Origin of the sequence: Kosakonia sp. ML.JS2a (assembly GCF_025642095.1) — a bacterium.
GTDB lineage: Bacteria > Pseudomonadota > Gammaproteobacteria > Enterobacterales > Enterobacteriaceae.
Genome location: NZ_CP106754.1, coordinates 4,747,046 through 4,771,491, shown reverse-complemented (window position 1 = coordinate 4,771,491; position 24,446 = coordinate 4,747,046). Strand labels below are relative to the sequence as shown.

Annotated in this window: 23 protein-coding genes, 3 tRNA genes and 2 pseudogenes; 16 read left to right on the top strand and 12 right to left on the bottom strand. The window is 53.0% G+C overall.

From position 1 onward, the window contains the following. Positions 1 to 90: 90 nt before the first annotated feature. Entirely contained in the window at positions 91 to 771 is a 681-nt protein-coding gene (locus tag N7922_RS22530; protein ID WP_263098356.1) for a transcriptional regulator, read from the bottom strand. A gap of 509 nt (positions 772 to 1,280) precedes the next feature. Here N7922_RS22530 and N7922_RS22525 point away from each other — a divergent pair. The 5 genes from N7922_RS22525 (at position 1,281) to N7922_RS22505 (ending at position 5,667) form a co-directional block, all read left to right on the top strand. Next, positions 1,281 to 1,577, top strand: coding sequence for a hypothetical protein (locus N7922_RS22525; RefSeq protein ID WP_263098355.1), 297 nt, complete (start codon positions 1,281 to 1,283; stop codon positions 1,575 to 1,577). A 17-nt stretch (positions 1,578 to 1,594) separates the two neighbouring features. Continuing rightward, entirely contained in the window at positions 1,595 to 1,723 is a 129-nt protein-coding gene (locus tag N7922_RS22520) for a hypothetical protein (protein WP_263098354.1), read from the top strand. Positions 1,724 to 1,929: 206 nt separating this feature from the next. Further along, the gene (locus N7922_RS22515; protein WP_263098353.1) at positions 1,930 to 3,228 is read left to right on the top strand and encodes an inverse autotransporter beta domain-containing protein; all 1,299 of its coding nucleotides are present in this window, start codon (positions 1,930 to 1,932) and stop codon (positions 3,226 to 3,228) included. Between the two features lie 156 nt (positions 3,229 to 3,384). Next, the gene (locus N7922_RS22510) at positions 3,385 to 3,738 is read left to right on the top strand and encodes a DUF4156 domain-containing protein (protein WP_263098352.1); all 354 of its coding nucleotides are present in this window, start codon (positions 3,385 to 3,387) and stop codon (positions 3,736 to 3,738) included. Positions 3,739 to 4,032: 294 nt separating this feature from the next. Beyond that, positions 4,033 to 5,667 carry a methyl-accepting chemotaxis protein gene (locus N7922_RS22505; protein ID WP_263098351.1) on the top strand — a complete coding sequence of 545 codons (1,635 nt, stop codon included), beginning with the start codon at positions 4,033 to 4,035 and terminating at the stop codon, positions 5,665 to 5,667. 77 nt (positions 5,668 to 5,744) lie between these two features. Here N7922_RS22505 and epmB read toward each other — a convergent pair whose 3' ends face one another. Further along, positions 5,745 to 6,773: an EF-P beta-lysylation protein EpmB gene (gene epmB / locus N7922_RS22500; RefSeq protein WP_263098350.1), complete on the bottom strand. Its 1,029-nt coding sequence runs from the start codon at positions 6,771 to 6,773 to the stop codon at positions 5,745 to 5,747. 41 nt (positions 6,774 to 6,814) lie between these two features. Here epmB and efp point away from each other — a divergent pair, with 41 nt between their 5' ends. From efp to ecnB, 3 genes are all read left to right on the top strand, one after another. After that, positions 6,815 to 7,381, top strand: coding sequence for an elongation factor P (efp, locus tag N7922_RS22495; protein ID WP_131407187.1), 567 nt, complete (start codon positions 6,815 to 6,817; stop codon positions 7,379 to 7,381). Between the two features lie 58 nt (positions 7,382 to 7,439). Beyond that, complete coding sequence (locus tag N7922_RS22490) at positions 7,440 to 7,571, top strand: entericidin A/B family lipoprotein (protein WP_263100982.1); 132 nt, start codon at positions 7,440 to 7,442, stop codon at positions 7,569 to 7,571. 99 nt (positions 7,572 to 7,670) lie between these two features. Then, positions 7,671 to 7,817 carry a lipoprotein toxin entericidin B gene (gene ecnB, locus N7922_RS22485; protein WP_061498526.1) on the top strand — a complete coding sequence of 49 codons (147 nt, stop codon included), beginning with the start codon at positions 7,671 to 7,673 and terminating at the stop codon, positions 7,815 to 7,817. Between the two features lie 29 nt (positions 7,818 to 7,846). On the opposite strand, the gene N7922_RS22480 is transcribed toward ecnB, so the two are convergent. Next, positions 7,847 to 8,449 carry a helix-turn-helix transcriptional regulator gene (locus N7922_RS22480; RefSeq protein WP_263098349.1) on the bottom strand — a complete coding sequence of 201 codons (603 nt, stop codon included), beginning with the start codon at positions 8,447 to 8,449 and terminating at the stop codon, positions 7,847 to 7,849. Positions 8,450 to 8,712: 263 nt separating this feature from the next. Between N7922_RS22480 and sugE the strand changes: the two genes are divergently transcribed. Further along, positions 8,713 to 9,030, top strand: a complete 318-nt coding sequence (gene sugE, locus N7922_RS22475; protein ID WP_134318978.1) for a quaternary ammonium compound efflux SMR transporter SugE — start codon at positions 8,713 to 8,715, stop codon at positions 9,028 to 9,030. Here the strand turns inward: sugE and N7922_RS22470 are convergent. The 5 genes and pseudogenes from N7922_RS22470 to frdA all read right to left on the bottom strand — a co-directional run bounded on the left by N7922_RS22470 (position 9,027) and on the right by frdA (position 12,915). Beyond that, positions 9,027 to 9,411: pseudogene (locus tag N7922_RS22470) on the bottom strand (lipocalin family protein). The gene sugE and the pseudogene N7922_RS22470 sit on opposite strands and share 4 nt — an antisense overlap. A gap of 210 nt (positions 9,412 to 9,621) precedes the next feature. Next, positions 9,622 to 9,981: a fumarate reductase subunit FrdD gene (gene frdD, locus N7922_RS22465; RefSeq protein WP_263098348.1), complete on the bottom strand. Its 360-nt coding sequence runs from the start codon at positions 9,979 to 9,981 to the stop codon at positions 9,622 to 9,624. Between the two features lie 10 nt (positions 9,982 to 9,991). Then, positions 9,992 to 10,387 carry a fumarate reductase subunit FrdC gene (frdC, locus tag N7922_RS22460; protein WP_263098347.1) on the bottom strand — a complete coding sequence of 132 codons (396 nt, stop codon included), beginning with the start codon at positions 10,385 to 10,387 and terminating at the stop codon, positions 9,992 to 9,994. 10 nt (positions 10,388 to 10,397) lie between these two features. Beyond that, positions 10,398 to 11,132 (bottom strand): succinate dehydrogenase/fumarate reductase iron-sulfur subunit, encoded by a 735-nt coding sequence (locus N7922_RS22455; RefSeq protein ID WP_263098346.1) that lies wholly within the window; start codon positions 11,130 to 11,132, stop codon positions 10,398 to 10,400. Continuing rightward, positions 11,125 to 12,915: a fumarate reductase (quinol) flavoprotein subunit gene (gene frdA, locus N7922_RS22450; protein WP_263098345.1), complete on the bottom strand. Its 1,791-nt coding sequence runs from the start codon at positions 12,913 to 12,915 to the stop codon at positions 11,125 to 11,127. The genes N7922_RS22455 and frdA overlap by 8 nt, the downstream gene beginning before the upstream one ends. A gap of 306 nt (positions 12,916 to 13,221) precedes the next feature. On the opposite strand from frdA, the gene epmA reads away from it, so the two are divergent. Continuing rightward, the gene (epmA, locus tag N7922_RS22445) at positions 13,222 to 14,199 is read left to right on the top strand and encodes an elongation factor P--(R)-beta-lysine ligase (RefSeq protein ID WP_263098344.1); all 978 of its coding nucleotides are present in this window, start codon (positions 13,222 to 13,224) and stop codon (positions 14,197 to 14,199) included. 109 nt (positions 14,200 to 14,308) lie between these two features. Here the strand turns inward: epmA and mscM are convergent, their stop codons facing one another. The 3 genes from mscM to rsgA form a co-directional block, all read right to left on the bottom strand. Next, entirely contained in the window at positions 14,309 to 17,641 is a 3,333-nt protein-coding gene (gene mscM, locus N7922_RS22440; protein ID WP_263098343.1) for a miniconductance mechanosensitive channel MscM, read from the bottom strand. A 23-nt stretch (positions 17,642 to 17,664) separates the two neighbouring features. Next, positions 17,665 to 18,633: an archaetidylserine decarboxylase gene (gene asd / locus N7922_RS22435; RefSeq protein WP_263098342.1), complete on the bottom strand. Its 969-nt coding sequence runs from the start codon at positions 18,631 to 18,633 to the stop codon at positions 17,665 to 17,667. Positions 18,634 to 18,732: 99 nt separating this feature from the next. Continuing rightward, positions 18,733 to 19,788 (bottom strand): small ribosomal subunit biogenesis GTPase RsgA, encoded by a 1,056-nt coding sequence (gene rsgA, locus N7922_RS22430; RefSeq protein ID WP_263098341.1) that lies wholly within the window; start codon positions 19,786 to 19,788, stop codon positions 18,733 to 18,735. Between the two features lie 94 nt (positions 19,789 to 19,882). Here rsgA and orn point away from each other — a divergent pair, with 94 nt between their 5' ends. From orn to N7922_RS22410, 4 genes are all read left to right on the top strand, one after another. Further along, positions 19,883 to 20,428: an oligoribonuclease gene (gene orn / locus N7922_RS22425; protein ID WP_263098340.1), complete on the top strand. Its 546-nt coding sequence runs from the start codon at positions 19,883 to 19,885 to the stop codon at positions 20,426 to 20,428. A 250-nt stretch (positions 20,429 to 20,678) separates the two neighbouring features. Further along, positions 20,679 to 20,754, top strand: a tRNA-Gly gene (locus N7922_RS22420). A gap of 63 nt (positions 20,755 to 20,817) precedes the next feature. Further along, positions 20,818 to 20,893: transfer RNA gene (locus N7922_RS22415), tRNA-Gly, on the top strand. Positions 20,894 to 20,966: 73 nt separating this feature from the next. Beyond that, positions 20,967 to 21,042, top strand: a tRNA-Gly gene (locus N7922_RS22410). Between the two features lie 268 nt (positions 21,043 to 21,310). Here the strand turns inward: N7922_RS22410 and queG are convergent. Beyond that, a complete protein-coding gene (queG, locus tag N7922_RS22405; RefSeq protein WP_263098339.1) occupies positions 21,311 to 22,450 on the bottom strand; it encodes a tRNA epoxyqueuosine(34) reductase QueG in 1,140 nt (379 codons plus the stop codon). On the opposite strand from queG, the pseudogene nnr reads away from it, so the two are divergent. Both nnr and tsaE read left to right on the top strand, forming a co-directional pair. Continuing rightward, positions 22,449 to 23,976 (top strand): annotated as a pseudogene (gene nnr, locus N7922_RS22400) (bifunctional ADP-dependent NAD(P)H-hydrate dehydratase/NAD(P)H-hydrate epimerase). The gene queG and the pseudogene nnr sit on opposite strands and share 2 nt — an antisense overlap. Continuing rightward, positions 23,969 to 24,430: a tRNA (adenosine(37)-N6)-threonylcarbamoyltransferase complex ATPase subunit type 1 TsaE gene (gene tsaE / locus N7922_RS22395; RefSeq protein WP_263098337.1), complete on the top strand. Its 462-nt coding sequence runs from the start codon at positions 23,969 to 23,971 to the stop codon at positions 24,428 to 24,430. Before nnr ends, tsaE begins: the two are co-directional and overlap by 8 nt. Positions 24,431 to 24,446 lie beyond the last annotated feature (16 nt).

Genomic DNA, 24,446 nt, shown 5'->3' with positions numbered 1-24,446 from the left:
CGTGAGTTCAACAAAAAAGAGCGGGCTCATCCCCGCTCTTTTTTTATCTTTCGTTTCCACATCACTCCTGTCTGCGATGGATTGCGTTAATCACGGAGACGCTGTCAGGACATCGGTTTTTTGCACCACAGCCAGCGGGGTGGGCTGACACTCGACAACCCTGTCTTCAATCAGCTTCATATATTTCATCTTTTCGGCGGAAGAGAGCGCCCGCAGCGTGTTGTTACCCTCAAGGGAGAAGATTTCACACTGTTTCATCTCCTTCATTTGCCAGCAAACGGCGGTGAAGCGCTCGCTCTCCTCCTGACGTTGCCACAGCCACAGACTGATGAGTAACGAAATAAGGAGCAGAGCCGGGAGCGATACCCGCGCGATCTGTTTATAGCGTGGTGGTGTCTCATCACGCTTATCCGGTTTACTGGTTTTATTTTCCTCCGCCTCGCGCAAAATATGTACTTCAGCGTTAAACATAAAACCGGTTTTAGGAATGGTTTTAATCAGTTGAGGGCCTGCGCCAAAATCGGTGAATATTCGTCGTAACAGCGATATGTACTGATTCAGTGTGTTATTTGACGAGTGCAATCCATATGCTTCCCAAACTGATTGAAAAACAGCATCCCGGGTTATGACTTCTCCCCGGTGTTCAATTAAATAAGTCAGTAATCGGCTGTTGGTGAGCGTTAAATGTTTTTTTTCGTTTTCAGTGTCGATACGCCATATGGCGCCATCGGCAGGTCTGAAATAAATGTCCTTATCAATAATAAATTGCATAAGAATACCTTGCGTAACCATCCTTGCTACAGTGTTAATGAACCGAATTAACGTAAAGTTGTTAGAAAGTCGTGTAACCATGCGCTTTATAACGACATCTGTTATGCTTCTCAGTAAATTTCTCTTTTACTTACCTGCCTGATAAAAGAGTGATAGTGCCATCATATTGTCCAGTGGGCATTTATTGTCAATAAGTTAATGTTTTTTCTTGTTGATTGACAGAATAGAAGACATTAATACGCTTTGTTTCTGTTATATAAATTGGTTTTTAATTATTTATTGTTTTATATTAATTGGTGTTTCCTTTTATTTTATTGTGAGTTGTAGTGAATTGTGTTGTTTATTGATTTTATTTGGATATAAGTATCTGATGTTAATGGCCTTCTCTTACTATTGAAATCTATGAGTCTTCATTGAAAATCGGGCGCTGTTAATTTCTGTTACGGCAGAATATTAATGATTCTGGTCTGGTGTTTACCCCACGATTTAATTTTAAGGGAAAGAGTAATATGAAATATTTACATGCCGTTGTATTCAGCATCGGATGCCAGGCCATGCTGTCTGCCTGCTCAACGAATGTGGCTAAAAATAATTCCCCGATGACACCTGCAGTAAGCCATAACATAATAAAAGCAGGCGTCGATACAGCTACGACGAAAAAACAGCCTTCTTCGATGGTATTGTTATCGCCTCAACCAATAACTCGTGTATTGACCAGTTTAATTTTATTCGTAGTAATAATAATGATGCTTATCAACGCTACTCCTCTGATTATGCGAAAATTGGGGAAGGTTATCGCTTCTTAAATGTGAATAAAAATATTATGGGCAAGGAAGCGAAGGACGTTTATACCCTGCAACTTGATGTGAAACTGGACACGCTATGTGCAAAAGTGCACTACACCAGTTATCAAATCGTTAAAGAGAAAATGAAAAATCTCGCCAGCATTTAATGAATAAATCACCAATCTTTGTGAGCGGCCATAAGTTATGCGGCGCGTTATTCTTTTTTTGCGGTGATGTAATGATAACGATAATTCGACTATCCGGATGGAAATGGGGCCTAACCTGGGGAATGATATTTCTTCAGTTCTTGAGCCCATTATTATTAACCATCACGGCAGGCGTTCGGGCGAGCGAATATCAGGATTACCAGACCATGAGTGAAACCATGGCGGGTTTGCAAAACCTGATTAACGAACAAGGAATACCTCCCCAACCCTCCCCGTCTTTTGGCGCGGCAAACCGGGCAATTCTTTCTTCCACGTTGCCCGCGTTGGGCGGTGAATCAGATGCCGAACAAGTGCGCGCGAGCGTATCACCAGAACAGGATGCGGCCTCAAACCTGGCGCAGGTGGGGCAGTTATTTACCTCGGGTGATATTCGTGAATCGTCGTTTGGGCTGGCGCGCAGTCTGGGGGAAGGGTTAATTAATCAGCAGGTTAGCGACTGGTTGGGACAAAAAGGGACGGTACAGACTTCACTGGGAACCAACCGCATGATGACCGGCGATCTGTTGCTGCCCCTGGTGGAGACAAATCATCATCTGTTATTTAGTCAGCTTGGTCTGCATAGCAATCAGGATCGCAATATCGCTAATCTCGGTGTGGGCTATCGCCATTACCGTCATGACTGGATGTTCGGCGTGAATACCTTTTATGACTACGATTACACCGGCAAAAACGCCCGTCTGGGGCTGGGGGGTGAGGTCGGGACCGGTTATATGAAGCTCGGCGTGAATGCGTATTACCCCCTTACAGCGTGGCATCCCTCTTCGCTCGATTCGATGAACATGTACGATGAGCGGCCCGCAAAAGGCGATGCGCAACCGGTCTATTCGACCACAACGAGCAGCAACGGCAGCTACCGACTTAATGTCAGGCCGGGAAGGTATTATGTTGAGGCGACGTCAAAAGCATATCTCGCGCAGAGTCTGACGCTGGATGTGCCCAATGTGGCGAGCTATGCCCTGGATGTGACGTTAACGCACCGTCTGGAGGGAGCATCGGCGCGTATCTCCCTGACGTGGGATGCCACCCCCAGAAATCTGGATGCGCATATCGTGGTTCCTCCACCGTCGACCAATCCAGGCGGGCAGCGGATTCATGTGTATAACGCAAGCAAGGCGCCCGCCAATGCAGACGCCTTTCTGAATCAGGATGTCGAAAAGGGGTATGGTCCTGAAATCATGATCATCAAGCGTATGCATCCGGGCGCATATTGTTATTCGGTCAATAACCACCGTCCGGATTTGGGGCCGTTAATGGTCGGGGCAAAAGTAAAAGTCGAGCTCCCGGATGGCAGAGCCTACACTTGGGCGGTGGAGAGCGCATCCGGGGCACCGTCGGACCTGCTCTGGCATGTTTTTAAAATCAATGTCGATCAGAATGGCGACGCTGCAATACAGCCGGTCAACAAAATCGTTCCCGGTTCGACATTCAATTACGACGGATGTTAACCCTCATGTAACCCTGCCGCTCGCGGTGGGGTTTCCCGCCTTATTTTTCCTGATTTGTGCGACCTGCGATGACGGCGTGTTTCTTTTGGTCATCTTTTTAGTATAAGGTTTACACACGGGCGACATGCGTCCAGCTCATTGATTATGGGGAATAACATGTACGTAAAACATTTAGCAGGGATCGTGGGTGCCGCGATACTGTTGGCCGGATGTAGCAGTAGCAACGATTTGAGCGCCGGTGGGCAGAACGTGCGCTTTGTTGAAGAGAAGCCTGGCGCACAGTGCCGGTATCTCGGCACCGCCACCGGTAAACAGAGCAACTGGCTTTCCGGGCAACACGGTGAAGAGGGTGGTTCCATGCGCGGTGCGGCAAATGCCCTGCGCAACCAGGCGGCAGCAATGGGCGGCAACGTACTTTATAGCGTAAACAGTCCGACTCAGGGCTTTTTGTCCAGTTTTGTTCCGACCGCCAGTGAAATGAGCGGTCAGGTTTATAAATGCCCGAATTGATCTTATTTTTTCACTCCCGCCAGTAATGGCGGGAGTTGCACAGTTTACTCTTGTCTCTGTTATTTTATTTATGATTTAAAATCCATTCTATTTATATTTTTGCTGCATTAATAAATTCCCTGAATATAAATTATCGCGAAATATTGACCTGCATCGTTATATTATTCTCTTTGCATTTTTTTATAGCGTAAAGCGTAAAGCATTATCGCTGCGTGCCGATAGTCCCGACAGGATTCATTGCAAGATGGATTTTACGGCGTGTTATTTTAATTATGATGGCGTTGGGAGCTTGTCATGAATATTACAAAGCGATTGTTGCTTGCTTTTTCGTTACTAATAGCCAGCCTGATTGGTACGAACCTCATTGCTATGATGTCGTTATCTGAAATAGGAAGTTCGCAAAAAGTCTTCCAGGAAAATACGTTACCCAGTCTCGATGAGATAAATGCTGAGATGCTGAAGGTTACGAGTGTCCGCGCTCAGCTCTTTTTGCATGCTCTGACGGACGATGCAGCACAAATGGCGGAAATAAAACAGAATGCGTTGAAAATTTTCGATGAGCTGTACAGTATGCATCAACATTATACTCAGCAGCTTACCGTGGATCAGAAAGATCTCGACCAGTCTAAAAAAACACTTGCTGACCTGGAGAAATTCCGTGCGGTAATGGACAGCTATTTTAAATTATCTGAAAATAATGATCGTGCGGCTACTGCAAATGCCATGCGTAGTGGCGGTATGATTGCGGAGAATATAGCAATTCTGGTGAAGGACTTTTCCGATCAGGTCGCCTATAACACCTGGTTAGTCGACGAGGCACAAAGTAAGAGTGATAGTTTAATTTCTCGTTCTATGGTGTTATCTATTTCTGCAACGTTGGCTGCGACAATATTATTGGGCCTGTTTGGTTTAATAACGGTGCTGAATATTCGACGCCGCCTGAATGAAATGAAAGATGGCATGGTGAATATCAGTGAAAACCTGGATCTCAGCTATGCTATTCCCATTGGGCGTATGGACGAAATCGGCCAGGCCGCCAATGCGTTTAATCAGTTGATAGGGCGCATGGCGGAGTCTCTAAAAATGGTGCGTTCTGCCTCCTCCTCCGTGAATACAGCAGCCAATGAGATAGCATTGGGTAACAACGAACTTTCCGCTCGCACGGAACAGCAGTCGGCTGCGGTTGTTGAAACAGCCGCCAGCATGGAGGAGCTCAACTCCACGGTGAAACAGAATGCGAGCAACGCGCATCAGGCCAGCCAACTCTCTATTGCTGCTTCTCAGGCAGCAACACAGGGCGGCGAGGTGGTTAGTGCAACGGTTAATCGCATGAAAGACATTATCGGAAGCTCGAATAAAATTTCCGAAATCACCTCGGTGATCAACGGCATTGCTTTCCAGACGAATATCCTGGCGCTTAATGCCGCGGTAGAGGCTGCAAGAGCGGGGGATCAGGGGAGAGGCTTTGCCGTTGTTGCGGGGGAAGTCCGTTCGCTGGCCCAGCGCAGCGCGCAAGCGGCAAAAGAGATCGAAACCCTGATCAATGAGTCCGTTAACTACGTTGAAGACGGTGCCCGACAGGTTGATCTGGCAGGCGAAGCCATGAGTGGCATTGTGCATTCTGTTATGCAGGTAAAAGATCTGATGCAGGAAATTGCCGCAGCGTCAGACGAGCAGGACCGCGGGATCACGCAAATCGCTCAGGCGATGTCTGAACTGGATACCACAACACAACAGAATGCGGCTTTAGTTCAGGAATCTTCGGCTGCCGCAGGCAGTCTTGAAGACCAGGCGACGAAACTGCAGCAACTGGTTGATGTTTTTCGTCTGCCGGGGCAAAACGTTGCACATAAACCCGCTACAGCCGCTAAGCACACCCAGATGAATCCGACAGTCGTCAGTGAAGATGATGGTTGGGAAAAATTCTAAACAGTAGTTTGAGTCTGCTGTCATCAGATTCGCAGATTTTCACGGCTATGCTCTGTCTCGTGGCATAGCCGTGTTTTTTAGCTCTGGCGTAATTGCAGATCTAACGGTGTCTTGCTGGGTTCTCCGCCAATTTCACGAGCCAGTTTCGGCACCATATAGCCTGAAACCTGCTTCAGCAATTCGCGCATGATATTCCGCGCTTCCTCATCGCTCACCATAAAATGCGCAGCGCCCTGAACTTTATCCAGCACGTGCAGGTAATAAGGCATCACCCCCGCGTCGAACAGTGCATTGCTCAGGTCCGCCAGCGTTTGTGCGTTATCATTCACTCCACGCAGCAACACACTTTGGTTCAGCAGTGTTACGCCGGCCTGACGTAGCCTGGCCATCGCCGCGCGGAAATCATCATCGATCTCCCTGGCGTGGTTAATATGATTAACCAGCAGGATCTGCAACGAAGATCGCGCGAAACGGGCCGTCAGCGTGTCGGTGATACGCGCCGGGATCACTATCGGCAGGCGGCTATGGATGCGCAAACGCTTGATATGGGAGATTGCTTCCAGTTGTTCAATCAGCCAGTCCAGCTCATGGTCTTTCGCCATCAGCGGATCGCCGCCGGAAAAAATAATCTCATCCAGCTCTGTATGCGTGGCGATATAGTCCAGTGCGCCTTGCCAGTTGCGTTTGTTGCCCTGGTTATCGGCGTATGGAAAGTGGCGGCGGAAGCAGTAACGGCAATTGACGGCGCAACCGCCTTTTACCAGCAGCAGGGCGCGGTTGCGGTATTTGTGCAGTAACCCCGGCACCACACTGTGTTGTTCTTCCAGCGGATCGGCGCTGAAGCCCGGCGCTGCAATAAACTCTTCGGCAGCGGTAAGTACCTGACGCAGCAGAGGATCGTTCGGATTCCCTTTCTCCATTCTCGCCACAAAAGCCCGCGGTACGCGCAGGGGAAAAAGGCGTTTTGCTTCGCGTCCGGCCAGCATTTGCGCATCCGGGTCTACATTTAAAATACGTAACAGTTCATCGGGATCGGTTATTACATCGGCAAGTTGCAATAACCAATCTTCTCTGGAAGGGGTTTTTAGGGTTACAATGTGTGCCATTTTTTTGGCTAAGCTACCAGTTAACAATTTCAGAGGGCCTTATGGCGACTTACTATAGCAACGATTTTCGTGCCGGTCTTAAAATCATGATGGACGGCGAACCGTACGCGGTTGAAGCCAGTGAATTCGTGAAACCAGGTAAAGGCCAGGCATTTGCGCGCGTTAAACTGCGTCGCTTGCTGACCGGTACTCGCGTAGAGAAAACCTTCAAGTCTACTGACTCTGCTGAAGGCGCGGACGTTGTCGATATGAACCTGACTTACCTGTACAACGATGGTGAGTTCTGGCACTTCATGAACAACGAAACTTTCGAGCAACTGTCCGCAGACGCGAAAGCGATTGGCGACAGCGAAAAATGGCTGTTGGACCAGGCTGAGTGCATCGTGACCCTGTGGAACGGTCAGCCGATCTCCGTGACTCCGCCGAACTTCGTGGAACTGGAAATCATTGAAACCGATCCGGGTCTGAAAGGTGATACTGCGGGTACTGGCGGCAAACCGGCAACCCTGAGCACTGGCGCAGTGGTTAAAGTTCCGCTGTTCGTGCAGATCGGTGAAGTGATTAAAGTGGATACCCGCTCTGGCGAATATGTATCTCGCGTGAAATAATCCTCACGACTTCGGCGTAGCGCCGTGCTACGCCGCTGAATTTCTCAGGGCCGGGATGATGAAACGTTTTGCGAAACTTGTCTCACTGATGCTTCTTGGTTGTGCTCTTCTGTCTGGCTGCAATACCGCGCGCGGCGTCGGTGAAGATATCCAGAGTCTTGGTCATGTTATTTCCCGCGCGGCCAACTAAAACTTCACATCTTCTTAAAAATGCCTCTGTTCCGGTAACGTTCCGGAATCTTGTCTATGCTTAAGTGGCTAACAATATTGGTCACAAAAGGAAGATATTATGGTTAAGAAGACAATTGCTGCGATCTTTTCTGTACTGCTCCTTTCCTCTGCCCTGACGGCCTGTAATACCACTCGAGGTGTAGGTCAGGATATCTCTGAAGGCGGTAGCGCGATCTCTGGCGCGGCAACCAAAGCACAGCAGTAACCTCTATCGGTACGGCGTTCGTCGTACCGTTAATTTGAGCTTTCTGGCAGCGACAGGAACGGTGTAAATCGGTTCCCCATGCCCAGTTTCATTCTGATATTGCGCTTATAGGTGTAGACGGTTTTGCCGTTGATACTCAGTTTGGCGGCAATCGTCTGATTGCTTCTGCCTTCCATCCACAGCGTTAATACTTTCTCTTCCTGCTTTGTCAGTAAAGGCGTGGCAACATGCGGTATTGCGCGCACAGGACGGGCGAGCACGAGGGCATCAATGGCTTGCGCTAACGTGTCCAGTGGTGCTGTTTTCAGCAACGTTGTTTTAACCCTGAATTGCGCATAGATTTCTGAGAGTTGCGCATCTTCGCCGGATTCCAGCAGCATCACCTGAGTATCTTCACCGCAGGCAGAAAAAAGAGAGGCAAGTTGTTGACTATGATGGATTTCATTCTTAAAACCATGAAGGTCAGCGATCACTAAATCTGGCCGCCATTGCACAATATGCTCTCTCGCCAGCATCAAATTATGCAGTGCGGTTACAAGGAATGATGCGGGGAACAAATCATTTTGATTGAGCCAGGATTCCATCCCTGAACGGGTGAAGTAACAACGGTCAATCACGAGAATCTTGAACATATTTTTCTTCGCAGTCAGGAGGTGGCGCACAACTTCCTGTATTCAGGAAAGCGATTCATCATAGGGTGTATATATGCTGAATAAATGACTGAATTCCGCTGCGAACAGTGGCTATTTCTTGCTTTAACCTCCTAAAATTAGGTAAGCACAAAAATGTTGAAATAATAAACTGAAATGGTCAGAATCGACCCTCTTCAAACACCTGACGGGACGACCCGCCAGTGTGCATGTTCAACGGGGACGGCCCCGCACCGGAGCCAATAATGTCCTGGTTTATTCTTCTTGTTGCAGGTCTTCTGGAAGTGGTTTGGGCCATCGGCCTGAAATACACTCATGGATTCACACGCTTAACCCCCAGCATTGTCACCGTCACGGCGATGGTCGCCAGTATTGTGCTGCTCTCATGGGCAATGAAAACCCTGCCGGTTGGTACAGCATATGCCATCTGGACCGGGATTGGCGCCGTCGGTGCGGCGATTGCCGGCATCGTATTGCTTGGCGAATCCGCAAGTCTGGCGCGCGTTTTCAGTCTGTGTCTGATCGTTGCGGGGATTGTTGGTCTGAAACTCAGCGCCCATTAAGGCGCTTGTTTAATCCAGAGTAATTTTTCCACGGCGAAACCCTGTCGCGACGCGATCTCCAGCATCTGTTGTTTAACCCTGGCGGGGAGGGATGGCGTGCGCGACAGGATCCACAGGTAGTCACGATCCGGCCCGCAGACCAGCGCATAGCGGTAATTATCATCCAGCGCGATAACATTGTATCCACCGTAGAAGGGGCCGAAAAACGAGACTTTCAGCGCCGCAGTGCGTGAAATACGCTTCACCCGTTGATTGCTGCCACATACCGCGATCCGGGTTATAGCCACGGTTTATCACGTTTAATCCCCCGTCATCGCGCAGGCTGTAAGTGGCGGTGACCTGCTCCAGACCGCTCTCGAAGCGGTGATCAAAACGGGCAATCTCGTACCATTTCCCCAGGTAGCGTTGCGCATCAAAATTTTGAACAACCTGAACGCCGTCGGGAGGTGTGGGGGAACTACAGGCAGAAAGTAAAAACGCGGCTGCAACAGCGAGGAGAAAACGCATAAGATTTTCCTTCCAGCATTTTCTTTCAGGTATAGACGCTGGGGGAAAATTTGCTCTCCCGCTTGCGCAGGAGAGCGACAGGTATCAAATAAAAATCACGCCGACCAGGGTCACCACGGTCAGAATGGCGGCAAGGCCGTAGAATACCCATTTACCGCTAGGCACGTGGATTTTTAAGTCATGCATCATATGGTGGATACGGTGCAAGCCGCACCACACCGGCAATACAATCATCAAAAAGATAAAGGCGCGGCCAATAAAGCTTTGCGCAAACGCCAGTACGCGCTCATAGCTGAGTGCTTCTGCGGGGTAGAGCCCCAGCGGCAGCAACACACCCACCAGCAGGATAATCACCGGAGCAACAATTGCGCTCCACATACCACCTGCGCCAAACAAGCCCCAGAATACGGGTTCGTCGGAACGTTTTGGATTCGGGTTAATCACCTTGGCCTCCTTACCAGAACAGTGCGACAAACAGGATCACGACAGTGACCACCGCTGTAACCGCCCAGAGCGCTTTCAGCACTGGCTCTGGCCCCATTTTTTCATCTTTCACGATGATGATCGTCGCTTTCGGCGCCAGTTCGAACCAGGTTTTCGTGTGCAGCAGCGCTGCCGCCAGCGAAATCAGGTTAAGAACTACCACAATCGGGTTTTGCAGGAAGTCTACAAAACCGGTCCAGCTTTCCGGGCCGTGTTTGAGGGCAAAGAGCCCGTAAATCAGCACGATGCTGAACCAGACTGCTGGCACCGCCGTTCCTTCACGCAGCATATAGAAGCGATAAAACGGCAGTTGTTTCCACCAGCTTGCGGGTACGGGACGAACCCAGGCTTTGCGTTTAGTCGTCATAATGCACTCCTTAGCGTGGTTTCAGAGTGGCGATAAGAAAGTCTTTCGAACTTTCCACCTTGCTCTGCTGAATAGCGGCAGCGGGATCGACATGCTTCGGACACACTTCCGAGCAATAGCCGACAAAAGTGCAGCTCCACACGCCGTTCTGGCCGTTCAGTTGCCCCATACGCTCTGCTTTACCCTTATCGCGGTTGTCCAGATTGTAGCGATGCGCCAGCGTGATCGCCGCCGGGCCTATGAACTCAGGGTTCAGGCCAAACTGAGGACACGCGGCATAGCACAAACCACAGTTGATGCAGCCGGAGAACTGGTGATATTTCGCCATTTGCGCCGGTGTCTGTTTCCCCGGCCCCTGATCGGGTGTACGCGTATTGCCGATGACATAAGGCTTAATCGCTTCGAGGCTCTCGATAAAGTGGGTCATGTCGACCACCAGATCGCGCTCGATCGGGAAGTTCGCCAGCGCTTCTACCTTCATCCCTTTCTCGTAGTCACGCAGGAAGGTCTTACAGGCCAGTTTGGGCACCTTGTTGATCATCATCCCGCATGAGCCGCAAATCGCCATACGGCACGACCAGCGATAGCTCAGGTCAGGCGCAAGGTTGTCTTTGATATAGCTCAGCGCGTCGAGCAGCGAGGTTGCTTCGTCGTAGGGCACATCGTAGAAGGCGCTGTGCGGTGCGTTGTCCACTTCCGGGTTATAGCGCACGATCTCGACTTTCAGATTTTTCATCTCAGCCATTGTTCGTCTCCTTCTTCTCGGTCGCTTCCGCCTCTGCGCCGTAAACGCGTTTTGCCGGTGGCAGCGTGGTGATTTTCACGTCGCTGTATTCCAGCCGTGTTGCGCCGTCAGCGTCGCGGAAGGCAAGGGTATGCTTGAGGAAGTTGACGTCATCGCGTTCGGTACAGCCTTCGTCCAGACGTTGATGGGCACCGCGGGACTCTTTACGCGCCAGCGCGGAGTGCGCCATACATTCCGCCACGTTCAGGCCATGGCCCAGTTCAATGGTGTAGAGCACATCCGTGTTGAACACGCTGGAGGTATCGGTAATACGCACGCGTTTAAAGCGCTCCTGCAGCTCCGCCAGTTTATCCACGGTTTTCTGCATCAGTTCCGGCGTACGGTAGATACCGCAGCCTTCTTCCATGGATTCGCCCATTTCATCACGGATTTTCGCCCAGCTTTCGTTACCTTGCTGGTTAACCAGCTTTTTCAGACGCTGTTCGACATCCGCCGCCTGCGCATTCAGCGCATCGTCATTGGCGTGGCTTGCGGTGGCAGAACGCTCCATCGCGCGTTCACCGGCCAGGCGACCAAACACCACCAGTTCCGCCAGTGAGTTCGAACCAAGGCGGTTGGCGCCGTGCAGGCCGACAGAAGAGCACTCGCCCACGGCAAACAGCCCGGTGATGCGGGATTCGCAGTTCTGATCGGTTTCGATACCGCCCATGGTGTAGTGGGCAGTCGGGCGCACGGGGATCGGTTCTTTGATCGGATCGACCCCAACGTAGGCTTTCGCCAGTTCGCAGATAAACGGCAGACGTTCCTTGATCTTTTTCTCGCCAAGATGACGCAAGTCGAGGTGCACTACATCGCCGCGCGGCGTGGAGATGGTGTTGCCTTTGCGCCACTCATGCCAGAACGCCTGCGATACTTTATCGCGCGGACCCAGCTCCATATATTTGTTTTTCGGTTCGCCCAGGGGCGTTTCCGGCCCCATGCCGTAATCCTGCAAATAGCGATAGCCATTTTTGTTGACGAGGATCCCGCCTTCACCACGGCAGCCTTCCGTCATCAGAATGCCGGAACCGGGCAGACCGGTCGGGTGATACTGCACAAATTCCATATCACGCAGCGGTATACCGTGCGCCAGCGCCATGCCCATACCGTCGCCGGTGACAATGCCACCATTGGTGTTGTAACGGTAAACGCGACCCGCGCCGCCCGTTGCCATTACCACGGCATTCGCACGGATTTGCACCAGTGTGCCTTCCATCATGTTCATCGCCACCAGGCCGCGAGCATGGTTGTCGTCGACCAGAATATCCAGCACAAAATGTTCATCGAAGCGTTGGATTTGCGGAAACTGAAGGGAGGTTTGAAACAGCGTATGCAACATGTGGAAGCCGGTTTTATCGGCTGCGAACCAGGTACGTTCGATCTTCATCCCGCCGAAGCGGCGCACGTTGACCGAACCGTCGGGTCGGCGACTCCACGGACAACCCCACTGTTCAAGTTGGGTCATCTCTGTCGGGCAATGGTGCACAAAATAGTCGACGACATCCTGTTCGCAAAGCCAGTCACCGCCAGCAACGGTATCGTGGAAATGGTACTCGAAGCTGTCATGATCCTGGGCGACGGCGGCAGAACCGCCTTCTGCAGCAACCGTATGGCTGCGCATGGGATAGACTTTTGAAATCAGTGCGATTTTAGCGTTAGGGTTGGCTTGCGCCGCAGCGATCGCGGTGCGTAATCCTGCTCCGCCTGCGCCAATCACAGCGATATCGGCTTGAAAGGTTTGCACGACATTCCTCCAGATTATTGTTGTTCCGCAACGATAAGCCTGAAGCGCTTGAGGTAGTTGCGGAAATGTTCCACTGCTCCTTTTTGGGTAAGCGCAGTATAACCGTAGGGATGGAAGGGAAATTTGATGTGTTCGATTTTTTTGCCGTTCTTTAGTGTGATGCATCATCGATATTGACAGATATCAGCACATAAACGCCCCTCATTATTTATAGACGACATAAGTGAAAATTTTTTGTGCAAAATTTGTCTCTGTGGATCGATGCGGGTAGACTTCGTGCCCTTGTCTGAATTCGGAGAAAGCACCATGAGCGAGACGGCAACCTGGCAGCCGAGCGCATCCATCCCTAATCTATTGAAACGAGCAGCCATTATGGCTGAGATCCGTCGTTTCTTCGCCGATCGCGGCGTGCTCGAGGTGGAAACGCCCTGTATGAGCCAGGCAACGGTAACAGACATTCATCTGTTCCCGTTTGAGACCCGTTTTGTCGGGCCGGGCCACTCTCAGGGGCTTAATCTCTATCTGATGACCAGCCCGGAATACCATATGAAGCGCTTGCTGGCTGCGGGTTGCGGGCCGGTATTCCAGCTGTGCAGAAGCTTTCGTAACGAAGAGATGGGGCGTCATCACAACCCGGAATTCACCATGCTTGAGTGGTATCGTCCGCATTACGATATGTACCGCTTAATGAATGAAGTGGATGATTTATTGCAGCAGGTGCTGGAGTGCCCGGCAGCGGAATCGATCTCTTACCAACAGGCGTTCCAGCGTTACCTGGAGGTGGATCCGCTCTCTGCCGATAAAACCCAACTGCGCGAAGTGGCAGCAAAGCTGGATCTGAGCAATATTGCCGACACCGAAGAAGACCGCGATACGCTGCTGCAACTGCTGTTTACAATGGGCGTAGAGCCGCAGATCGGTAAAGATCGTCCGACTTTTGTTTACCACTTCCCGGCAAGTCAGGCCGCGCTGGCGCAGATCAGCACCGAAGATCACCGCGTTGCTGAGCGTTTTGAGGTGTACTTCAAGGGAATCGAGCTGGCGAATGGTTTCCATGAACTCACCGACGCCCGCGAGCAGCAGCAGCGTTTCGAGCAGGACAACCGCAAACGCGCGGCGCGCGGTCTGCCGCAGCAGCCGGTGGATGTGAACCTGCTGGAAGCACTGAAAGCGGGCCTGCCGGACTGCTCCGGCGTGGCACTGGGCGTTGATCGTCTGGTGATGCTGGCATTGCAGGCTGAAAGCCTGGCGGATGTTATTGCCTTTACCGTCGACCGGGCGTGAATATCATCTTTGCCGGGAGGCGGTTGCGCCGACCCGGCTCACAACCCCCTGTTCTGATGAATCCGCAAATCTGATAAGCATAGCGCCATCAGGCGCTGAATATTCTGCTCTACAAACTTCCCGCTGGCCTGCTGTTTTTGCCTGCTGATGTCAGCGTTCGCGCTGTGCGTTTACCGTCGAGACTTTCAAGGCGCATCTGGAACGGTGGGAACGGCAAATCGATACCGTGCTCACGGAAGCCTGCCAGAATTAACTGGTGGATTTCGTGGCGCAGCGGCATACGGTGTCCCATCTCCGCAGCGTAAATACGCAGCTCAAACAGTTGCAGCCCCTGCTGCAGATCGACCAGGAACACTTCCGGTGCCGGGTTATCAATCACCAGCGAGCAGCGTGCGGCTGCAGTGTAAAGGATCTGTGTGACCTCTTCGCTGTTAGCGTCTGCTGGCGCCGGAACCGTCAGCACCACACGGGTCACGGAGTCCGACAGCGACCAGTTGATAAACTGCTCGGTGATAAAGGCCTTGTTCGGCACGATGATCTCTTTGCGATCCCAGTCGCTAATGGTGGTGGCGCGGGTGTTGATCTTTGTGATGCTGCCGGTCAGATCGCGGATCGTCACGGTGTCGCCGATGCGGATCGGTTTTTCAAACAAAATGATCAAACCGGAGATAAAGTTGGCGAAGATCTCCTGCAAACCAAAGCCGAGACCGACGCCCAGAGCAGCCACCAGCCACTGCAGTTTTGCCCACTCAATACCGATCATCGAGAACCCCACCAGTCCGCCAAACAGCATCAGCAGATATTTGGTAATGGTGGTAATGGCATAACCGGTGCCTGGCGCGAGTTCAAGGTGCTGCAACAGCGCCAGCTCCAGCAACGCCGGGAGGTTGCGCACCAGCTGCGTGGTGATGATAAACACCAGGATGGCAATCAGCACCGCGCCCAGCGTAATCGGCTCCAGACTTTCCACGCCCTGCACAGTCGAGGTGACGTCCCACAGGGTAATATTTTCAAGGAAGCCGAAAGCGGAATGAATTTCCGACCACAGCACAATGACCGACAGCAACGCAATCAGCATCAGAATAGAGCGCACCAGCCGCAAGGACTGCACGCTGATGGCATCAAGATCGACTTCTGCCTCATCGACGTCGGCAACCCCTTCGGTGCTGGTTTGATGCGGCGGCTCATCTTCGCCGCGTGCACGTTGGGCGAGGATTTCCGCGCGGCGGTGACGGGCGCGTTCGAAGGCCAGACGGCGGCGCTGGATCAGCATCCAGCGGCGGATGATGTGATAAACCACCAGCAACAGGAACCAGATGGCGACGGAGGTTTCCAGCCTGGCCAGCAGCGCCTGCGACGTGGCCAGATAGCCGACGGATGCCGCGAGAATGGCAATCAGCGGCGCGCTCATCAGCAGGTTCCACAGCAGGTGGTTTGGCATATTGTCGCTGTTGCCGGCTTTATCCACGTACAGAGGGATCCCGGCGCGTTTCAGACTCAGCGTAACCAGCGCCAGTGCGCCGCAGATAAGGATAAAACAGAGTCTGCCCAGCGATCCGGAGAACTCCCGATCGTTGAGGTTATCAAACATGATCAACGCCATGATCAACGGTACGATCAGGCCAATGCTCATCAGGTAGTAACGCATACCGCGCGCGACGCGATTGCGCGGCCAGCCAAAGTGCGCGACGAACAACCCGGTAGGTCGGGCAAAGGTGGCGCAAATCATCACCACCCACAGTAGTGGCACTGTGGCAGTCACACCGTCGCCAACGGCGACCGCCAGGGGATAAGGCCAGGCTTCCTGTAAACCATAACCCAGCGTTGCCCATAGCACCGGTAAAGGAGAGGCGACGAGAATGGACCAGAACACCGTGCGCATAGTGAGCCAGAAGTGATCCTGGGTGACTTTACCGACACGGGCGCTGGAACGCTCCAGAAAGCGGGTAAAGTGCCGACGCGAGTAAATGCTGAATCCCACCAGAATCAAGGCGCCAAACAGCGGGAATAACGTCTCTTTGCTGGTGAGCATCATGGCGCTGGCCTTGCCCAACTGGCTGGCGGTATCCAGCGACAGCAGACGGCGCAGATCCTGGACGATTTCAATCGGCCATGCGAAGGTGACAGGGCTGACATCTGCCGTCCAGAACAGATAGCGGTGGGTCGCCTCATTCACCTCTTTCAGCGCATCTTCCAACTGGCTATTGGAAACTTTCAGTTTGGTCAGTTCAAGGATCAGCGTATCGCCGCCCTGTAATAACGAGCTCAGTAACTCGCGCTGAGTGCGCAGCTGTGCTTCCAGAATACGGTTCTGCTCGTTTGTGAGCGGCTGGCCGTCCGCCTGGCGTATTTGCCGTAGTTGCGGTTGCTTGTTCAGCAGATCTTCGTAACGCATGCGGTGCACGCGCAACTGCGCCATTTCGGTGTCCAGTTGCTGCGGTTTGGGCATTTCCGGTAAACGGGCAACCTGTGCGCGCAACGCTTCGCCGAGCATATTTGATGCGCCCAGCCACTGGGATTGTTCACGCAGCGTATTGAGCGCCTGGCGCACCTGCAACGTCTGCCCGGTAGCCTGGCGCTGCTGAGATGCCACCAGATCCATACGCTGCGCCTGCTGGTTAAGCGCCTGCGACAGCTCGCGGTTGATTCGGAACTGTTCAACGATACCGACAGGAAGATTATCGCTGTTTTCCGCCAGCAGTTCGGTGCTTTCCAGCGCCTGCTCGGCTTCACGCTGACGCTGACTATTAAGCTGATTGCGCAAGGCTTGCAGGTAGGCATCCAGTTGCTGGCTCTGCTTTTGCGCCAGCTCGGAACGCATGCGCGACAATTCCTGGCGGTTATTGGCCGACAGTTGCGCCAGCTCCAGTTCATCCACCAGCGCTTTCAGTTTCGCCGATTCTGCCTGTGCGCTGAGATTTTGCGCCTGCGCCAGCGGCGTTGTCGCATTTTGCGCACCCAGGCGGCGTTCCACTTCGGTCACCTGGCGACGGGCGTCGGTTTGCTGCTGTGGAAGCTGGTTTAAGGAATCACTGATTTCCCGTGCGCGCTCTTGTTCTTGTTGCGCCTGACGGGTCTTCTCCAGTAACTGGCTGCTGACTTGCAGGATCTCCTGGTTCAGCGCGTCGCTGCTCATGCCCGCCGGGACGGATTTGGGGTCGTCGCGCAGGTTGTCCAGTTGAGAACGCAGGGTGCGGGAAAGTTTAGGGAAATTATCAATGACTTGTTGGTACTGCTGAGCGCGCTCAAGTGAACCTTTACGTTCTTCGAGCGCGTTGAGCGCAGCCTGGAGCAGCTCGACAGTTTCCGCCTGGTCAGGCGTGTTCTTCGCCGCTTTGGCTTGCTCCAGTTCCTGCGTAATTTGTCTGGCATCGGGGGCCGATGCCGCCATGGCCCCCAGGCTGAGGCACCAGGCCATCAGAAATGTGATAATCAGGCGCACATCAGTCTTCCTGTTTTGGGGGATTAACCTTCGTCTTTTCTGGCGTCCACCAGCGGGCTGGCGTCGTGTTCGGCGTTGATTTCCGCTTCCGGCAAGGGCGCCTGTTCAGTTTCGACAGGGGCGAACGTGTCGGTGGACACTGCCAGCGGTTGACCAATTTTGGTGACCGACAGACTTTGCAGCTGTTCCGCCAGCGTCACTTTGCCCGGTGCAAACAGGTTAATCACGGTGGAGCCCAGCTTGAAGCGGCCCATTTCCTGACCTTTCAGCAATGCAACCGCGCCTTCGCTTTCGCCAGCAGGCCAGGTCCAGCGCTTGATGATCCCTTCGCGCGGCGGCGTAATGGTTCCTGCCCAGACGGTCTCGATACTGCCGACAATGGTCGCGCCGACGAGAATTTGCGCCATCGGGCCGAATTCTGTATCAAACAGACAGATCACGCGTTCGTTACGGGCAAACAGGTTCGGTACGTTTTGCGCTGTCAGGTGGTTAACGGAGAAGAGATCGCCCGGCACGTAAATCATCTCACGCAGAATGCCGTTACACGGCATATGAACACGGTGATAGTCGCGCGGAGAGAGATAGGTGGTGACAAAACTGCCGTTGCGGAACAGATCGGCCATCAGGTAGTTGCCTGCCAGCAGGGCTTCAAGGCTGTAGTTATGGCCTTTGGCCTGCAGGATCTTATCTTCTTCGATAGCGCCAAGCTGGCTCACCACGCCGTCTGCCGGCATCACCAGCACATTAGGGTCGGTATTCAGCGGACGAACGTCGTCGCGCAGCGGGCGTACAAAAAAGTCATTAAAGGTGCGGTAGCTGGCGGTATCGGGCTTCTGCGCCTCTTTCATATCGACCTTGTAGTATTTCACAAACAGATCGATAACCAGTTTGGTCAGCCAGCCCGCGCGTTTGCTTGCGCCCCAGCCCGCCAGGCGAGTGAGCCACAGTTTCGGCAGAATGTATTGAAGCGAAAGTTTAAATGCGTTTAACAAGGTAGCCTCCAGGCCATTGTTTTTGTCGTTCCTGATCCGCCGCCGGGGCCGGATCCTTTTCTAAAAAGGGGACGATTCTAGCGATGCTTAGCTTAGTTGTCAGTCATCTGATTCAGAAAAGCTTTTACGCGTTTTTACCTGCGACATGCTTTCCAGGATGCGGTGATAATTTTCGAAACGGCTTTCAGCAATTTCGCCTTTATCGACCGCTTCGCGGATGGCGCAACCCGGATCCGTGTCATGTTTGCAATCCCGGTATTTGCACTGGCCCAGATAGTCATGGAATTCGACAAAACCGTTGAAGATTTGTTCCGGTTCAAGATGCCAGAGGCCAAATTCGCGAACGCCAGGCGAATCAATCACATCGCCGCCGTGCGGGAAGTGATAAAGGCGAGCGGCGGTGGTGGTGTGCTGCCCGAGGCCGGAGACATCGGAAACGTCGTTGGTGAGGATCTGCTCCTCTTGCAACCCGAGCAGCGTGTTAAGCAGGCTCGATTTCCCCACGCCGGACTGCCCGGCGAATATACTGATGCGGTTGGTCAGCGCCTCAATCAGCGGGTTAAGGCCATTCTGTGCATGACTGGAAACCATGAGCACGCGATAGCCGATATGGCGGTAGATATCCATCTGCTCATGGACGAAATTCATACCGTCATCGTCCAGCAGATCGATTTTATTCAGCACGATCAGTGGCTCAACCTGCAAGGCTTCGCAGGCGACAAGGTATCGATCGATAATGTTCAGCGACAACTCTGGCAGGATCGCCGACACCACCACAATTTGATCGATATTGGCGGCGATGGGTTTTACGCCATCATAAAAATCGGGGCGCGTAAGCACCGTGGTGCGTTCATGTACGGCTTCGACAATGCCTTTTACCGTGACGCCTTCCGCTGCTTCTTTGCCAGGACGCCAGACCACCCGGTCGCCGGTGACCAGCGAACGGATCGTGCGACGAATATTACAGCGATGCACTTCGCCGTCGGCGGATTCCACATCGGCATGCATGCCAAAGCGGCTGATCACAACGCCTTCGGACGGATCGCCGAACAGGTTGTCATCATAGTCAGCTTTCTCCGTAGAGGTTTTCAACCGGCGCTGGTGGTTCTCTTTGACGCGGCGCTGCTGCCCTTTGGAGAGTTTATTTTTACTCAATCGTGCTGGCTCCTGGTCGCCCTGGATGGGCAAAACAACTATGATACACGCAATTCTAGATGAATATAGTTACGCGAGAAGGGTGGAAAATAGCATGAGCGCAAATGAAAACAACCTCATTTGGATCGATCTGGAGATGACGGGGTTAGATCCCGAGCGCGATCGCATTATTGAGATCGCGACGCTGGTGACCGATGCAAACCTGAACATTCTGGCGGAAGGGCCGGTCATCGCCGTGCATCAAACCGACGCACAACTGGCGTTAATGGATGACTGGAACGTGCGTACGCATACCGGCAGCGGGCTGGTGGATCGCGTGAAGGCCAGTCAACTGGATGATCGCGCCGCGGAGCTGGCTACCATCGCGTTCTTAAAAGAGTGGGTGCCGGAGGGGAAATCGCCCATTTGCGGCAACAGCATCGGTCAGGACCGCCGTTTCCTGTTTAAGTACATGCCGGAACTGGAGGCTTACTTCCATTATCGCTACCTTGACGTCAGCACGCTGAAAGAGCTGGCTCGTCGCTGGAAACCGGAAGTGCTGGAAGGACTGAAAAAACAGAATACGCATCAGGCGCTGGATGACATTCGCGAATCCGTGGCTGAGCTGGCCTGGTATCGCGAACATTTTATTAAGTTGTAATGTTCATGCGCGCAGGGCCGTTTTTTTTCTGGCCCTGCAAGCCAGTGCTGGCGTGGGTTTGCTGTAAAAATGTGCACTTTGTCGATTAAATCGGCATTTAAACAAAAAAAACGAAAATTTGCTTTCAGGGGCTTGCAGCAGGAAGGATTTCTCGTATAATGCGCCTCCCGTGAAGACACAGAAATGTGAAACACGGCATCACGAAATTTCAGTAAAAAGTAGTTCTAACTTACTGAAAAATCGATGATAAGCGGGAATAGCTCAGTTGGTAGAGCACGACCTTGCCAAGGTCGGGGTCGCGAGTTCGAGTCTCGTTTCCCGCTCCAAAATTTGAAATGCACCATCCAAATTTACTGGTGTCGGCAATGAAGCTGAAACCGGATAAATATGCGGGAATAGCTCAGTTGGTAGAGCACGACCTTGCCAAGGTCGGGGTCGCGAGTTCGAGTCTCGTTTCCCGCTCCAAATTTGAAATGCTGAAAGGCACGCACCATCCAGATTTACTGGTCCCGGCAAGCAAGCTGGTCCAGATAAGTATGCGGGAATAGCTCAGTTGGTAGAGCACGACCTTGCCAAGGTCGGGGTCGCGAGTTCGAGTCTCGTTTCCCGCTCCAAATTTTCACATCAAAAAATTATCCACAGCGGAATGCTTCGCTGGGGACGTTTTTTATTTCCTTCAGGAAAGTGTTGTAAACAGACTTATCCACAGGCCAGTCTTTCATTCGCAACATAATGATTACTTTGAAGGGTGAATAATATTTTTTTAACTGCCTGTAAAATAAAAACAAAATAACATATCAAATTGTTAATGTGATCACTTGACGAATTTGTGGTCATTGAATCGCAATGTGTTTTTTATTTTATTCACAAGCTGTGGATGGCTCAGGCGTCGCGCGGCAGACCTTTTTCCACCACCCTGACCAGCCGCTGCTGTTTCGGCATCTGTACCTCAACGCGGCAGGCGTTTCGCTTCTCTTTTTGCTGCGCAATCGCCCACTGTATGTGTTCATCGAGAAGTGGGTGCTCACCAAGACGCTGCTCCAGCGCCTGAATAGTGGCTTCTTCCCACGGGGCATTGCCCAGGGCGACGGCAATATTACGCAGCCAGCGTAAATGACCAATGCGGCGAATCGCCGACCCTTCTGTCACTTTCAGAAAATGCGCCTCGTTCCAGGCGAACAGATCGATCAACGCGGGCGCATGCAGCGCTTTACGTGGGCTGAAATCGTCCTCGTTGGTCAGTTGCGAGTAGCGATTCCATGGGCAAATGAGCTGGCAATCATCGCAACCATAGATACGGTTGCCGATCAGGAGGCGCAACGCTTCCGGAATAGCGCCTTCAAGCTCAATCGTGAGATAAGAGATACAGCGGCGGGCATCGACAGTATACGGCTCGACAATCGCGCCGGTAGGGCAAATCGTCATGCAAGCCACGCAACGCCCACAGCCTTCTTCCACCGGCTTATCGACAGGCAGGGGCAAATCAATCAGCAATTCGCCCAGAAAGAAAAATGAGCCCGCATCGCGGCTTAAGATAAGTGAGTGCTTACCTGTCCAGCCAAGCCCGGCTTTTTCTGCCAGTGGGCGTTCAAGAATAGGCGCGGAATCCACAAAAGGTCTAAAATTCAGCGAAGCACATTGCTGCTGGATAGTCTCGCCGAGCTTTTTAAGCCGGTTACGCAGCAGCTTATGATAATCGCGGCCCAGCGCATAACGGCTGACATAGCCGAGCGTTGGGTTTTTCAGCGTGCTGGCGAAAGCGGCCTGCGCAGGAAGGTAATTCATGCGCACGCTGATCACGCGCAGCGTGCCGGGGAGAAGCTCGTGGGGACGGGCGCGCATCATACCGTGACGCGCCATCCACTCCATCTCGCCATGATATTGTTTATCCAGCCACGCCTGCAGCTTCGGTTCGCTGGCGCTGAGATCGGTATCAGTAATACCGACATGCTGAAAACCCAGTTCAGAGCCCCACTGTTTGATTTGTTGCGCTAACTGATTGAGATCGAGGGGCTGTGACATGACGGACCATAAAAATGAAGAAAATCGCAGCAAGTATACCACACTCCATCTGGCCTGCTGAGGACCTTAAACGCGCCGAAAAAGAGGCGGCGGACAGCTTCGGTATTACGCTTTATGAGCTGATGCTACGTGCTGGCGAGGCGGCTTTTACTGTGGCACGGGAGCAGTTTCCCGACGCGCGTTGCTGGTTGGTGCTTTGTGGTCACGGCAATAACGGCGGTGATGGTTATGTGGTCGCCAGGCTTGCCGCCGCAGCGGGCATACAGGTGACATTGCTGGCGCTGGAGAGCAACAAACCGCTACCGGAAGAGGCCGCGCAGGCCCGGGATGCCTGGCTTAACGCGGGCGGCGTGATCCATGCGCCCGACATTCTCTGGCCGGAACAGGTTGATTTAATTATTGATGGCCTGCTGGGCACCGGGCTCACCAGTGCGCCGCGCGACAATGTCGCGCAACTGATCGACCGCGCTAACGCCCATCCTGCTCCGGTATTGGCGCTGGACATCCCCTCCGGTCTTAATGCACAAACGGGCGCCGCGCCGGGTGCTGTTATTCAGGCTCATCACACCATCACCTTTATCGCCCTTAAACCTGGCTTGTTGACAGGCAAGGCGCGGGATGTCGTAGGGCAGCTTCATCATCATGCGCTGGGACTGGAATCCTGGCTAAGCGGGCAAGAGACAGCACTGACCCGGTTTGATGCCAGCCAGCTTTGCCGCTGGTTTACGCCGCGTCGCCCGACGTCACATAAAGGCGATCATGGCCGCCTGCTGATCATTGGCGGCGATCACGGTACCTCCGGGGCGATTCGCATGGCTGGCGAGGCAGCACTGCGCGCAGGCGCTGGCCTGGTGCGAGTGCTGACGCGCAGCGAGAATATCGCGCCGCTGCTTACCGCCCGCCCGGAATTGATGGTTCATGAGCTGACCAGCGCCTCGCTGGATGAGAGCCTTGAATGGGCGGATGTGGTAGTGATCGGCCCGGGACTTGGGCAGCAGGAGTGGGGCAAAAAAGCGCTGCAAAAGGTAGAGAATTTCCGTAAACCGATGCTATGGGATGCGGATGCGTTGAACCTTCTGGCAATCAATCCCGATAAACGTCACAATCGCGTACTGACGCCGCACCCTGGCGAGGCTGCGCGCATGCTGAATTGCAGCGTGGCGGAGATCGAAAGCGATCGCCTACTCGCCGCGCAGCGCCTGGTAAAACGGTATGCCGGTGTGGTTGTGCTGAAAGGCGCGGGTACTGTCATTGCCAGCGCAGAGGGCGAAATGGCCATTGTCGATGCCGGTAACGCCGGTATGGCGAGCGGCGGCATGGGGGATGTTTTGTCAGGCATTATTGGCGCGCTACTCGGGCAGAAATTGACGCCCTGGGATGCGGCCTGTGCGGGATGTGTTGCTCATGGCGCTGCGGCTGACAGGCTGGCGGCGCAATTCGGTATGCGCGGTATGTTGGCTACCGATCTATTTACGGCGCTTTGGCGTGTTGTTAACCCGGATGTAGTTGATACAAAAGATGATTAATCGAGTTATTCCTTTACCTGACGAGCAAGCAACACTGGATCTCGGCACGCGTGTGGCGCAGGCTTGCGCCGGTGCGACGGTGATTTATCTGTATGGCGATCTCGGCGCGGGTAAAACCACCTTCAGCCGGGGATTTTTACAGGCCCTGGGTCATCACGGGAATGTCAAAAGCCCGACCTATACCCTCGTTGAACCGTACACTCTCGACTCGCTGACGGTGTATCACTTCGACCTGTATCGTCTTGCGGATCCTGAGGAGCTGGAATTTATGGGCATCCGCGATTATTTTGCCAATGATGCCATTTGCCTGGTTGAGTGGCCGCAACAAGGTGCGGGTGTACTGCCTGACCCGGATGTCGAAATCCATTTAGATTACCAGGCTCAGGGGCGTGAGGCGCGCATTCGCGCGGTATCCTCATCTGGCGATTCGTTACTGGCGCGTATGGCCGGTTGACAGGAAGGATAACGTG